At 65.8% G+C, this 12,937-nt stretch carries 13 protein-coding genes; all 13 read right to left on the bottom strand.

The genetic code is table 11. The features are described from left to right. Nucleotides 1–171 precede the first annotated feature (171 nt). The 13 genes from HMPREF0372_RS11110 to HMPREF0372_RS11050 all read right to left on the bottom strand — a co-directional run bounded on the left by HMPREF0372_RS11110 (nt 172) and on the right by HMPREF0372_RS11050 (nt 12,935). Nucleotides 172–1,281 carry a linear amide C-N hydrolase gene (locus HMPREF0372_RS11110; protein WP_007492327.1) on the bottom strand — a complete coding sequence of 370 codons (1,110 nt, stop codon included), beginning with the start codon at nt 1,279–1,281 and terminating at the stop codon, nt 172–174. Nucleotides 1,282–1,328: 47 nt separating this feature from the next. Continuing rightward, a complete protein-coding gene (locus HMPREF0372_RS11105; protein WP_007492324.1) occupies nt 1,329–2,048 on the bottom strand; it encodes a hypothetical protein in 720 nt (239 codons plus the stop codon). Continuing rightward, nucleotides 2,041–4,224 carry a M1 aminopeptidase family protein gene (locus HMPREF0372_RS11100; protein WP_007492322.1) on the bottom strand — a complete coding sequence of 728 codons (2,184 nt, stop codon included), beginning with the start codon at nt 4,222–4,224 and terminating at the stop codon, nt 2,041–2,043. The genes HMPREF0372_RS11105 and HMPREF0372_RS11100 overlap by 8 nt, the downstream gene beginning before the upstream one ends. Further along, entirely contained in the window at nt 4,221–5,081 is an 861-nt protein-coding gene (locus HMPREF0372_RS11095) for an ATP-binding cassette domain-containing protein (RefSeq protein ID WP_007492321.1), read from the bottom strand. The genes HMPREF0372_RS11100 and HMPREF0372_RS11095 overlap by 4 nt, the downstream gene beginning before the upstream one ends. Before the next feature lie 70 nt (nt 5,082–5,151). Then, on the bottom strand, nt 5,152–6,639 hold the full coding sequence (locus HMPREF0372_RS21060; RefSeq protein WP_007492319.1) for a sensor histidine kinase: 1,488 nt from the start codon (nt 6,637–6,639) through the stop codon (nt 5,152–5,154). Next, nucleotides 6,617–7,288 carry a response regulator transcription factor gene (locus HMPREF0372_RS11085; RefSeq protein WP_007492318.1) on the bottom strand — a complete coding sequence of 224 codons (672 nt, stop codon included), beginning with the start codon at nt 7,286–7,288 and terminating at the stop codon, nt 6,617–6,619. The genes HMPREF0372_RS21060 and HMPREF0372_RS11085 overlap by 23 nt, the downstream gene beginning before the upstream one ends. Nucleotides 7,289–7,507: 219 nt before the next feature. Then, nucleotides 7,508–7,798 carry a hypothetical protein gene (locus HMPREF0372_RS11080; RefSeq protein ID WP_007492316.1) on the bottom strand — a complete coding sequence of 97 codons (291 nt, stop codon included), beginning with the start codon at nt 7,796–7,798 and terminating at the stop codon, nt 7,508–7,510. 15 nt (nt 7,799–7,813) lie between these two features. Then, entirely contained in the window at nt 7,814–8,914 is a 1,101-nt protein-coding gene (locus HMPREF0372_RS11075) for a hypothetical protein (protein WP_007492314.1), read from the bottom strand. Then, complete coding sequence (locus tag HMPREF0372_RS11070; RefSeq protein WP_007492312.1) at nt 8,911–9,417, bottom strand: sigma-70 family RNA polymerase sigma factor; 507 nt, start codon at nt 9,415–9,417, stop codon at nt 8,911–8,913. The genes HMPREF0372_RS11075 and HMPREF0372_RS11070 overlap by 4 nt, the downstream gene beginning before the upstream one ends. Nucleotides 9,418–9,786: 369 nt before the next feature. Continuing rightward, nucleotides 9,787–10,452 (bottom strand): deoxyribose-phosphate aldolase, encoded by a 666-nt coding sequence (deoC, locus tag HMPREF0372_RS11065; protein WP_007492308.1) that lies wholly within the window; start codon nt 10,450–10,452, stop codon nt 9,787–9,789. A gap of 30 nt (nt 10,453–10,482) precedes the next feature. Then, nucleotides 10,483–11,613 carry a DUF362 domain-containing protein gene (locus HMPREF0372_RS11060; RefSeq protein ID WP_007492306.1) on the bottom strand — a complete coding sequence of 377 codons (1,131 nt, stop codon included), beginning with the start codon at nt 11,611–11,613 and terminating at the stop codon, nt 10,483–10,485. A gap of 49 nt (nt 11,614–11,662) precedes the next feature. Beyond that, nucleotides 11,663–12,352, bottom strand: coding sequence for a YoaK family protein (locus HMPREF0372_RS11055; RefSeq protein ID WP_009260912.1), 690 nt, complete (start codon nt 12,350–12,352; stop codon nt 11,663–11,665). A 235-nt stretch (nt 12,353–12,587) separates the two neighbouring features. Then, nucleotides 12,588–12,935, bottom strand: a complete 348-nt coding sequence (locus HMPREF0372_RS11050) for a YbaB/EbfC family nucleoid-associated protein (RefSeq protein ID WP_007492302.1) — start codon at nt 12,933–12,935, stop codon at nt 12,588–12,590. Nucleotides 12,936–12,937: the final 2 nt, after the last annotated feature.

Genomic DNA, 12,937 nt, shown 5'->3' with positions numbered 1-12,937 from the left:
TACCCCCTGCCGCATGCGGCAGGGGGTACTTTTTGCTATTCATAAGCATGGCAAAGTTGGCCATGCGCCGCTTACCGCGGCACAGCCATGCGATTACGGGACGGCCCGCATGCGCAAACACTTCATGCACCTGAGCTTTTGCATTTTTTCGTGGTGCGCCCTGTTGGAGTGTTATACGCCTTCACCGGTCACGTCGCAGAACTCCGGCTCCTCCCCCAGCGCGAACTGGAGGGGGCGGTCTCCCTTCAGCAGGCGTGAGAGCTCCACATAGCGCACCCGGCTGTTCCGGTAGGTGAGCCAGTAGAAGCGCATGGACTCGGCGCAGAGGACGGAGGAATACACCGTGTAGTCATAGGGCACCACGCCCCGGTCGTGGGGGGTGATCTCCCCCGGCCCGGTGAGCTCCACCGCACCCAGAGGAAAGGCGGCGCTGTGGAGCAGGCGGAACAGAAGGGACACCCCCTCCGCTTCGTCCCCGCCCTTGACCGCGTGCTCCCGGAGGAAGGCCAGCCGCACGAAGCGGGAGGGGGACGACCAGTCCCCGGGCAGGCCGGCCGCCCCGCTGCCGGAAAAGCAGGGCTCCAGCCGCTCCCCGCCCCAGGCCAGCTCTCCGTAATCCAGGGGCCGGAGTTGGGGATGGTTCAACAGATTGGTACGGTGCCACGGGTAGCCGGGGCTGTTGGTCATCACTCCAACCGTGTTCCGGTAGATGTGCAGCCCGTCCCGGTCGGACTCCACCACGATGCTCTCCCCGGTGCGGTCGGAAAACATCCAGTGGATGGGCGGCACGGTCCCCAGCATGGGGATGGCCACCAGCGACACCCGCTCCTCCAGTGCGCGGGCCACCTCCTCCACCGAGGCACAGGTGGCCAGGCACCAGGTCACCAGGAAGGGCGGCTGGAGGGGCAGGGTGCCGGGCCGCGCCTCCGGGGCAAAGTGGGCAAACGTGCGGTAGTAGAGCTGGCCGCCCATCAGGCCCTTCTCGTTGAGGCCCTCATACAGGGCCGGGGTGGAACGCAGCACCAGGGAGCCGATGCCCACCGCAGCGTAGGCCGCCGTACAGCGGGTGGACGGCTCCAGATTGCCCTCCAGCTCGGTACCGCAGGCGTAGAACACCTGTCCCCGTGGTACAAAGGTCACCTTGCTGTCCGCCGCAATGCGGTTGAAATCGAAGTTGCGCCCCCACAGGTGTCCGCCGTCCGCCGTCTCCCACGCCACCGCGCTGCACCCGGCGGACAGGTCGCCCAGCAGCGCCCGCGCCCGGCTCTCGTTAGAATCCATCTGTTACGCCTCCTTCTGGAACCTATGTGCTTATGGTATACGGTCTGTCACTGATTATACACCTTTTTCCCCTTTCCCGCCACCAGCAAAAGGAGCACCCCGGCAGCCAGAAGCAGCCCTTGGACGGCCCAGGCCGCCGCCGGGAGGGAGAAAGCCGGGTCCAGCATCCCCAGAGTCAGGGGATAGGACGTGCACAGGCCGCCGTTCCACAGCCCCAGGGCCTCCGGCAGAGGCAGGGCCGCCAGGGCAAAGGGGAGGAGCATCCACACATAGAGCAGCCAGGGCCGCAGGCGGCCCAGCAGCCAGCCGCTGCCCAGGGCGAACACCAGAGGGGGCGCCAGGATCACCAGGGCGGGCAGGGCCAGGGAGCCCCAGTCCGTCCAGCCGAACAGGCGGTCATAGAGCAGGGCGGCCAGGGCCAGCGCCGCCAGGCAGAGCAGGGCCACCCCCACCAGGGCGGCAGCGCAGCGGGCCAGGGCGTACCGCCGGGGGTCGGCGGGGGTAGCGGCGGTGAGCACCGCCGCCCGCCGCTCCCGGGCCGACGTGAAAAAGGTGAGGAAGAACAGGGCCCCCACCCACACAAGGGGCAGCAGCCGCCCCAGGTAGGCCCCGAAGCTCCAGGGCGAAAAGGGGGCCGTATGGGCCACGCCGGGGAGGGCCACGGCGTAGAACACCTGCCCGGCGTAGAACAGCAGCACCGCCAGCAGGCCGATGAAAAACTTGTTGCACAGCAGCCGCCGGCATTCGCAGCGAAAAATCTTAATCAAGGGTCAAGTCCTCCTCCGTCAGCCCGCAGGCGTCCAAAAATTCCTGGTAGGTCAGATAGGGGTACATGGGGTCCAGCTCCCGGTTGAAGAGGCCGTACAGGATCTCATCCATGGCCGCCTCGCCCCCCACCAGCTCCTCCGCTTTCAAAATCTTCAGCGGCATCTCGCTGTACTGCCGCATGCCGGACAGGGAGTTGGAGATGGCCAGCCGCTCCGCCTCGGGCAGGGCCTCCAGGTACTCCGGGCGGCGGACGTAGAAGTTGAGGTAGTAGTCCTCCACCTCCCCGCGCCACTGGTCCACATAGTGCTCCCTGGCGTAGTCCCCGCCGTAGAGCTCCTTCACAATGCGGTAAGTGGTGTAGCACGTCAGGCCCTCCGCCGACCAGGGGCTGTCGGGGCCGGAGGTGTCGAACATGTTGCCCAGGCCCCACCACTGGTGGACCAGCTCGTGGATCATCACCTCGGCGGCCCCGCCGCCCTTGCCCGCGTCGCCCAGGTTGTGGGCGGTGAAGTCGGCCTCGTCCAGCAGGCTGGCCCCGTCCCCGGCGTAGCCGCCGCCGGCCACCCGGCTCTGGATCAGCTTGAGGCGCTCCCCATCCCCGAAGGCAAGAGAACCGTAGTGCCCGGCGCAGTAGTCCATCACCGCCCGGACGGCCTCCGCCGCGCCGGCGGCCTCCATGACGGCCTGATGCTTGCGGCCGTAGTAGAAGTCGATGGTAAGCCCCCCGGCCTGGATCTCCTCACGAACGTAGTCGCCGGCATAGAGGATGCCGCCGGCACGGTTGGTCTCATAGCGCCAGGTTTTGGTGCCGTCCCCGTGTTCGGCCACCACCTCCGCCTCGCTGGCGCAGAAGGGGATGACCGTCATGGCGGCGGGCAGGGTGATCTCAATTGTGGCGGGATAGCCGTCTTCGCCTGGCATCACGTTCATCAGGCGGGGAGAGAGGGCCGCGTTCTCCAGACAGAGGTATTCGCCGCTGAGCTCCTTGCCGCCCTGCATGGTGGGCAGATCCTCCTGGGGGAAGCCGCCGTACTCCAGGGTCAGCTCCACCTGCTCCTCGGCCGGGATGGCGACCTCCAGCTTGGCCTCGTTGTACTCCTGGTAATCGCTCACCGAGAAGGGGATCTCCACCCCGTTGGCCCGGACGTTGGAGATGGTGTAGCCGGGGGTGACGCCGAGGGCCACCGTCTGCTCCTGCCCCGTGGTATTCTGGAGCTGGTAGGAGGCCGTACCCGCCACCGTGCCCCGCCTTGTGTCCGGCGTGACCCAGGCGGAGCGGCGCAGGCAGGCCACCCCCTCCAGCGGTTCCATCGTCAGGAAGGTCATGGCGCTGAGATCCGGGTTGCTGTGGTCGATGAAGGGCTGAGCGGCACAGCTCCAGCCGCAGCAGAGCAGCAGGGCCGCGGCCAGCAGGGGGCGGTATACCCGCCGGGCCGTGCGGGCCAAAGAGCCCAGGGGGCCCCGGCCGTACCGCCGGATGCACAGGTAGGACAGAGCCCACAGCCCCGCCAGGCCCAGCAGCCAGGTCAGGCGCATGTAGGCGGCGGAGCGGAGGATGCGGAAGTTGGAGAAATCGTCGGACAGGGCCCAGACGCAGGGGTTGAGCCAGCAGAGCTGCCAGTTGTCCCGCCAGATGGTGAGGCTCAGGGCCGCCAGAGCGGCCACCAGCACCAGGGACAGGTCAAAGCGGCGGGTGAACTGCCACGCCGCCCCGGCCAGCAGGATACACAGGGGGAGGGCCAGGCCCATGAGAATGAGGTAGGCCAGCAGATAATCCCCGCCGTCAAAGACGGCGCCCACGGTATGGGCCGTCCATGGCAGCCAGGTCAGAAGGGTGAGGGCCAGGGTCAGCGCCGCCGTCCCTAGCAGGGCCATCAGCCTTGCCAGGGCAGCGGTCAGGGGAGACACCGCCGCGTCGCAGAGCACCTCCACCCGGCAGCGGGAGGTACGGGCGCAGTCGCAGAGGGTGAGCAGGGCAAAGAACAGCCCGCCCAGCACGCCCCCGGCCAGGGCGGGATTGGCCACATAGAGGGACTGCATCGTGTCGGCCGAGGCGGACCGGTACACCGTCAGCCCCGCCAGGGGGGACAGGACGGTGAGGGCGGCGGCCAGCCAGGTGAGCCGGCCCCGCAGCAGCCGCGCCAGCTCCCGCACCGAGAGAATCCAGACGTTCATGCCTCGCCCTCCCCGGAGATGAGATAGAGGTAGGCGTCCTCCAGGGTGGGCTCGGCGGGCCGGACATAGGGGGGCAGCGTCTCCGCCACCGCCCGGCAGGCCACGCCCCGGGCGGTGTTCACCCGGGCGGTGATGTGCAGGCCGTCCTCCCGGCCCCCCGCCCGCGCCTCAAAGGTGCCCACGTGGCCCTCTGCCGCCCGGATAAGCTCCTCCGGCGTGCCGTCAAAGCGCAGCCGCCCCTGGTGGAGCACCAGCAGGCGGGAGCACACCGACTGCACATCCTCGATGATGTGGGTGGACAGGAGCACCAGCTGGTCCTGGGCCAGCCGGGAAAACAGGTTGCGGAAGTGAATGCGCTCCTCCGGGTCCAGGCCCACCGTGGGCTCGTCAAAGATCAAAAACGCCGGATCGCCCAGCAGGGCCTGGGCAATGCCCACCCGCTGGCGCTGGCCGCCGGAGAGGGTGCGGATTCTGGCCCGCCGCTTCTCCCCCAGATGGACGGCCTCGATCACCGCCCGAATGCTCTCCCGGCCGCTCCGCAGCCCCTTCAGCGCCCCCATGTAGTCCAGAAACTGCTCCACCGTCAGCTCGTCAAACAGACCGAAGTCCTGAGGCAGATAGCCCAGGCGGGCCTTGTAGGCCCGCTCGCATTTGGTCAGAGGCTCGCCGTCCGCCCGTATGGCGCCGCCGGTGGGCAGCAGGCCCGCCACCAGCAGCTTCATCAGGGTGGATTTGCCCGCTCCGTTGGGGCCCAGCAGGCCGATCAGGCTGGGGCTGTCCAGGGAGGCGCTCACCCCCTGGAGGGCCTTCTTGCCGTTGGGATAGGTCATGTTCAGTTCTTGCAGGGTAATTTGCATGGCTCGGCATCCTTTCTTGTTTGGGTTCGTCCCAAGGATACCGGCCCCCCGTGGAGGAGAGAGGGAGAATTTATGTGTTTTCTGTGGAGAGGCGCGGAAGGAGGGCGGTGAAGCGCACCCCGTCGGCGCTGTTCTCGATGCGGCACGTCCCGCCGTGGCGCTCCACGATCATGCGCACCAGATAGAGCCCCAGGCCGCTGCCGCCGGTGGCCCGGCTGCGGGAGGGCTCGGCCCGGTAAAAGGCCTCAAACAGGTGGGGCAGGGCCTCGGCCGGGATGCGGGCCCCGGTGTTTTCCACTGTCAGCACCACCTGAGCCCCCCGGCCCGCCGCAGTCACCCGGATCTCCGCCCCCTCCGGCGAGTAGAGGGCGGCGTTGGAGAGCAGGTTTTCCACCGCACGGCCCAGCAGGGCGCGCTCCCCCTCCACCAGAAGTCCCGGCTCCAGCGCCTCCACCGCGGTCATCCCCCGCTGCTCCAGCAGCTCGGCGTCCTGGGCCAGCTTCTCCGCCGTCAGGGCGGACAGCTCCACCGCCTCCCGGCGGGAGGCGCCGTCCGACTCCATGCGGGACACGGCCAGCAGCTCCCCCACCAGCGCCTCCATCCGCCCCGCCACCTGGAGGGAGCGGGCCAGATACTTCTCCCGGTCCCGGTACACCCCCACGCCGTCCAGCATACCGCTCAGTTGCCCCTTCAGGATGGTGACGGGGGTCTTGAGCTCGTGGGAGGCGGCGGAGAAGAAGGCCAGCCGCTGGCGCTCCAGCTCCCTGGCCCGCTCCATGTCGCCCCGCAGGGCCGCGTTGGCCTCCTCCAGCTCGGCCAGGGCGGCGGAGAGGCGCTCCGCCATCTCGTCCAGGCTGCGGCCTAGAGCGCCGATCTCGTCCCGCCGGGTCTCGCCGCACTTCCACTGGAAGTCCAGCTCCGCCATCCGCCCCGCGATGGAGCTGATGCGGACGATGGGCCTGGCCAGATAGCGGGAGTACCCTACCGCGCACAGCAGGGAAAAGGCCAACAGGGCCAAGGCCAGGCAGGGCGCCGCCCGGTTGAGGGCCTCCACCGCCTGGTTGGCCAGGCGCATGGGAGGGACAACCAGCAGTTGATAGGTTTCCGCCCGGTCGGCAAAGGTCACCTCCGCGATCAGGGCGTCGCTGAGGGCCGTGGTCACATAGTGCCCGGCCCGTTCCCTCTGTGCCGGGCCGCCATCGGCGCCATAGGTATAGGTGGACACCGAATCAGACTCCTGCACGGCCGTGGTGACGGACACATAGAGGGAACCCGTGTCCACACTCTCCCCGTCGGGGCTCGCCAGGGATACCGCCGCTCCGCTCTCCCGGACAAATACATCCAGGATGGGCCCGGCGTCGGCCAGCTTGGTTAGGGCCAGCCGGTCGGTGAGCTCGCTCACCTGCACCTGGAGCCGGTCGCCGACCACGGACACATAGGTGATGGGGGTGGCCCAGGCGATCAGTCCGAAGGTGAGTCCCCCCGCCCCCAGCAGCAGCAGCAGGGTGAGCAGGAAGATACGGGCCGTCAGGCTCTCACAGATGTTCCTTCGGCACACGGTAGCCCACCCCCCTCACAGTCTCAATGTAGTCCACCCCCAGCTTTTTGCGGAGGTTCTTGATGTGGCTGTCCACCACCCGCTCGTCCCCGAAAAAGTCGTAGCCCCACAGCTTGGCCAGCAGAATTTCCCGGGTAAACACCCGCCCGGGGCTGGACAGGAGCTCCCGCAGCAGCTCGAACTCCCGGGCGGTGAGCTGCTCCAGCACCCGGCCGTCCAGGCGTACCTCCACCGCGTCGGGGTCCAGGGTCAGCCCCCGGTAGCGCAGGCAGCGTCCGGGCGCGTCGCCCCCCGCCCGCCGCAGCACCGCCGCCAGCTTCCGCAGCAGGATGGGCATGGAGAAGGGCTTGGTGATGTAGTCGTCGATCTCCAGATCAAAGCCCCGGAGCTGCTCGGCCTCTCCGTCCAGGGCGGTGAGCAGGACAATGGGCACCCGGGACTGGCGGCGGATGAGCTCGCACACCCCAAAGCCGTCCAGCTTGGGCAGCATCACGTCCAGCAGGACCAGGTCGAACGCCTCCTGCTGAAAGAGGCTCACCGCCTCAATGCCGTCCCACGCCGTTGCCGTCTCATAGCCCGCGTCGCCCAGGTACGCCTCCAGCAGCTCCTGGATGTCCTGCTCGTCCTCCACAATCAAAATGCGTTTCACTGTGAATCACTCCTGAAACGGATGATAGCACATAATTGTGAATTTTATGTGGAGAAGGTCTCCCGTGCAGCTGCCAGAAAATACCGCTGTCCCCCTTTTCTTTTCAGGGGAATGATACGGCCCCCTTCCTGCTTTTCAAGCATAGCACAGAAAGACCCTGGTTCCGCACGTAAGCAGATGCCCCGCCGGCAGTCCAGGCTGCCGGCGGGGCCCTCTCCCCTATTGTTTGGAAATACTTACGGCCGTTGGCGTGGAGTCCTCCTTGCCCAGCTCTCCGGTATAGGTGACGGATATGCAGTCTCCCTCCTCCAGTGCGCCTGTGTCTACTCCCGCTCCGAATTCAAAGGTCTGGTACTCCCCCTCGTCCGTCAGGAGCACCAAAAAGTCGCCGTTCCGGTTCACAACTCCCTCCACCGTGCCGCCCGCAGCGCCCTCCCTGTCCGTGCCGCAGGCCGTCAGTATGGCCAGCAGGAGCAGCACCGATATCAGTCTCAGGTATCTCTGTCTCATGTTCCTCCGCCTTTCTCATTGGAATTTTTCGGGCAGCGTCTGTCCCGCCATAGCATAGCAGGCCGCGATCCGCTCCCAGTCCAGCCCCGTTTCATTCCCGTCCAGGAAGCCCGTCAGGCCCCGGAGCATGGTGTCCTGTACCTCGGCGGACGCGCCGGCCAGGTGTTCCTCCAGGAAAGCAAGGATAGGCTCCACCTCCACAGTAGTTTGAAGAAGCTCATTGTACCCGTCCAGCAGAACCGCACTCTGGTAAGCCTCCTCCGTCTCATAGCAGACCGGCACGTTGTTGCCGGTGCGCCGCTCCACGATCAGGCCCGCCGCCCCCCGGTCACCGGCGGCCCGCTCGGCCTTCTCCCGGGTGTCATACTGGCCCAGCTCCACAAAAAGCCGACCTGCGTCGTCCCGCAGCAGGCGCGCCCCCTCCTCCGGCGCGGCCATGGCCCTGAGGGCCTCCGGGCTGTCCGCCGACAGGGTGCGCAGCGAGTAGATGGTGTCCAGCCGGTTCTCTGCGGGAGTCAGGCGGATCACAATACTGCCCGGCTCCTGGTACTCCTGGAGCTGCACATCTGCGTCGCTCTCCAGCTCCAGTTGGACCACGGCGGCGCGGTCCACCCACCCCTCGGCGGTGTAAACAGACTTGATGTACTGGCTGGTGTCCTGGGCGCGGGAGAGCTCCGACAGGATCTCCACCCGCTCCGTCCCGGGCAGGGTTAGCGTGACCGTCTTGGGAAAAGAGGCGAATTCGGCGTGGTAGCGCCCGGCGCTGGACTGCTCGTAGCGGAGGGTCAGCCACTCCGTATCACCCTCCCGCTCCATGGTCAGGGCCGCCCGGCCGCCTGCGGCAGTCTGTCCGCCGTCCACGCTGGGCGCATTGACCCGGAACACCTGCACCAGTCTGCCCAGAATCGGCAGCTCCTCCATGGCGGCCGCGAAGGCCGGCGAGGCGTTCACCCCTCCGGCAAACAGGCCCAGCACCAGTGCCAGGCACAGGGCCGACCGGACGGCCCCCCGCCGCACCCGCGCCCGCCGGGCCACCGTGCGCCGCCCACGCTCCAGGCCGGTGCGAATGGCGGCATCCAGCCCCTGCGGCAGGTTTCCTTCGGATGTCTGTATCATATCTGTGTCGTCCTTTCCTTCAATTGATTCATCCCCCGGTAGTAATCGGATTTCACGGTACTCTCCGGCTTGCGGAGCACCTGGGCGATCTCCCGGAAGGTCATATCCTCGTAAAATTTCAGGAGAATGACGGTTCGGCTTCGGTCATCCAGCCGCCCCAGCTCCTCCCTCAGCCAGAGGGAGTCTGCCCACCGCTCCTCACCGTCCTCAGCCGGGAGCGCGTCCCACGCCTCCTGCACAGCCCCCTGCGGCGGCCGCCGGCAGAGGAAGGACAGCGCCGTATTGGTCAGTATTCGGTAAAACCAGGGGTAAAAGCGTTCGGGGTCCCGAAGCCTCCACTTGGCGGTGTACGCCTTGCAGACGGCCTCCTGAACCACCTCCAGGGCGTCGTCCTCATTTCGTGTATACCCAAAGGCCACCCGGTAAAAGGATGCCTTTTTCTGCTCAATCCGTTCCACAAATTCCGAGTCGGAGATGGAAGGATGCGAGAATTGCAGCTGCACGTGTTTTGCTCACTCCTTTCTGCCTAATAAGACGCGGAAAGCCAGCCCTTAGTCGGCCCCACAGGAAATTTTCTCTAAAATTTTATCGTCCCTGGCCCCTCTATGTAAAGAGCCTGCCCCCTGTTTGAAAAGGGGGCAGGCTCTGTTTGATCACCGGAATATTGGGATGCTTCGTCCAGGAACTGGCCTAACTGCGTCACAGGCTCCTGACCGACCTTACGGATGGATATTGGGGTAGCGTGGAGACATCGTTCCCCCGGATGGATGATACGCCGGAACTTCATGTTGAAAACCGGCCGCCTGTTATAAAATTTGAAAAACAAAAACGGGAGGCCAGCCCCTGCGGGCCGGTCCCCCGTTCTGTTCCACTCAGTATCCCTCGGCGTGCTCGCCCTTCACCAGCTTGACGATCCGGGACGTGCCCAGGCGGTCCGCGCCCAGGGCCATGAAGTCCTCGGCGTCCTGGAGGCTGGAGATGCCGCCCGCGGCCTTGATCTTCACGCCGGGGCCGATGTGGGCCTTGAACAGGGCCACATCCTCCCGGGTGGCGCCGCCGGTGGAGAAGCCGGTGGAGGTCTTGATGTAGTCCGCGCCGGACTCGGTCACCAGCTCGCACAGCTTGATCTTCTCCGCCTCGGTGAGCAGGCAGGTTTCCACGATCACCTTGAGGATGCGGCCCTGGCAGGAGGCTTTGATAGCCTTGATCTCGGCCAGCACCTCATCCCACCGCTGATCCTTCACCCAGCCGATGTTGATCACCATGTCGATCTCGTCGGCGCCGTTGCGGATGGCGTCCTCGGTCTCAAAGACCTTGACGGCGGTGGTAGAGTAGCCGTTGGGGAAACCGATGACGGTGCAGATCTTCAGCTCGTTGCCCACGTAGTCCGCTGCCTGCTTCACAAAGGAGGCGGGAATGCACACGGAGGCGCAGCCGTACTTCAGCCCGTCGTCGCAGACCTCCTTGATCTGGGCCCAGGTAGACTCCTGTTTGAGCAGAGTGTGGTCGCAGTGGGCCAGGATGTTCTTCACGTCCATTAGATTACTCCCTTTCTACGCGTTGTGCAGTTATTTTACCTCCACCAGCTCGTAGGAGCGGGTGCCGATGCCGATTTTCTCACAGTGGGCCAGGCACACCCGCCAGTCGGTGTCCGGCATACTGTTGATGAAGTGGTCGTGCTTGTCGCAGAAGCCCTCCCTGTGCATCTGCTCGTCCAGGTGGGAGCCGGGGATGGGGGGCTGTTTCCCGCAGGCGTCGGCGCAGGCCTGATCCAGCGCCACCGGGTCAAAGGAGGCGAACATGCCCACGTCGGGCACGATGGGCAGGTCGTTCTCCCCGTGGCAGTCGCAGTAGGGGGACACGTCGATGACAAGGCTGATATGGAACTGGGGACGGCCGTCCACTACCGCCTTGGCGTACTCCGCCATGCGGCAGCCCAGCTCCTCCATGGCCGCGTCGTTGCCAGGGCGGATGGCGTCGGTGTTGCACACCGCAATACAGCGGCCGCAGCCCACGCACTTGTCCCAGTCGATGGACGCCTTGCGATCCTCCCCAAAGGTGATGGCGCCGTGGGCGCACTGGGTGGCGCACCGGCGGCAGCCCACACAGCGGCGGGGCGCCACCATCGGCTTGCCCTGGGCGTGCTGCTCCATCTTGCCCCGGCGGGAGCCGCAGCCCATACCCAAGTTCTTGATGGCGCCGCCAAAGCCGGTCTGCTCATGCCCCTTGAAGTGGGACAGGGAGATGATCACATCGGCCTCCATGATGGCCTTTCCGATCTTGGCCGTCTGGATGTACTCCGCCCCCTCCACGGGCACCTCCACGTCGTCGTTGCCCCGCAGGCCGTCGCCGATGATCACCTGGCAGCCGGTGGACAGCGGGGAGAAGCCGTTCTCATAGGCTGCGTCCAGGTGCTCCAGGGCGTTTTTCCGGCGGCCGGGATAGAGGGTGTTGCAGTCGGTGAGGAAGGGGACGCCCCCCAGGCTCTTCACCACATCGGCCACCACCTTGGCGTAATTGGGCCGCAGGAATGCCAGGTTTCCCGGCTCGCCGAAGTGCATCTTGATGGCCACCAGCTTACGCTCAAAGTTGATCTCCCCGATGCCCGCCGTGCGCATCAGCTTCTCCAGCTTGTTCAGCAGGCTGACCCCCGGCCTGCACCGGAGGTCCGTCATGTAAACCTTGGACCGCTCTCCCATATTTCTGTGTGCCTCCCATTTTGGTTCAAATTGTTAAGTGGTTCTTATTTTATACCCCTTTGCCCGTTCTCGCAAGGGGTTTGCGCTGAAACATAAGCAAAAAGGCCGCCAAAAGGAGCACGCAGGCCCCCAACACCGCCCTCTGCCCCCACCGGCCGCTGCACCAGGCCCCCAGTGCCGCTCCGACGATGAAAAACACGATAATGCCGTAGTACTGGGCCGCCCGGTGTCCGTGGTCCCGCTCGCCGGTCTTCCCCCATAGGTACAGCCGCTCCGTGCCGCTGCGCAGGTTTCCGGTGCACATAGTGGTGGCAAAGGCGTTGCCGTTGACCTTGCGGAAGCTCTCCACCTGGACCGCGCAGACAAAGGCCACCAGCACATTGGCCGCGTTGTCCAGCGCCGCGGGCAGGAAGGCCACCGCCGCCAGCAGGAGCAACTCCGCCGCCACGGTGATCTGCCGCCAGTGGAGGGCCTGGGCCCCCCGGAACCGTCCGCGGATCAGCTCTGCCGCCAGTACCCCCGCGGCAAAGGCCAGAATGGGTACCAGATAGTGGCCTGCGCCGCCCCAGTCCCCCTCCATCAGCCGTACCCCCAGCAGCACGATATTTCCGGTCTGGGCGTTGGCGAACACTCCACCCCGGATAAGGTAGGTATACGCATCCAGAAAGCCTCCGGTCAGGGCCAGCACCGCCCCCAGCCGAAAGCTCTCCGACATCTGTCTGTGTGTCGTCTGTTCCACGCGCTGTCCCCCTCTCAGGACCAAAGGTTCGCTGCCAGCTTGTCGAAAAGGTGTTTCGACAAGCTGGCGGGCTTTCTAAAATTAACACAAAATAATAAAAAGTCGTTTGATCCAACGCGAAAGGGAACCCTGACGGTTCCCTTTCACACTATCTTTCCCCTCCAAATCCTTCGGCAGGAGAGTTTATCGGCAGTCTTAGGGGCGGGCCTTTGGCCCGCCCCCCCCTGTGTCCGGCTCAGAACGGCAGGCCGAGCCCTCCGGTGAGCTGCTGCATGGTGGAGGCGGAGTCGCTCTCCGCTGCCCGCAAAGCCTCGTTCACCGCAGCCACGATCATGTCCTGAAGCATCTCCACATCCTCCGGATCCACCGCCTCGGGGTCAATGACGACCTCCTTCAGCTCCCGCTTGCCGGTCACTGTGGCGGAGACCACGCCGCCGCCCGCGGCGGCCGTGTAGGTCTTGGTCTCCAGCTCCTGCTGCATTTTCATCATGTCCTGCTGCATCTTCTGAACCTGCTTCATCATGTTCATATTCATGCCGCCGCCAAAGCCGCCCATTCCGCGGCTGTTGAATCCCTTTGCCATCG

This window comes from Flavonifractor plautii ATCC 29863 (assembly GCF_000239295.1).
GTDB lineage: Bacteria > Bacillota > Clostridia > Oscillospirales > Oscillospiraceae > Flavonifractor > Flavonifractor plautii.
The sequence above is the reverse complement of the archived record's forward strand: the minus strand, read 5'-3'. Positions and strand labels throughout refer to the sequence as shown.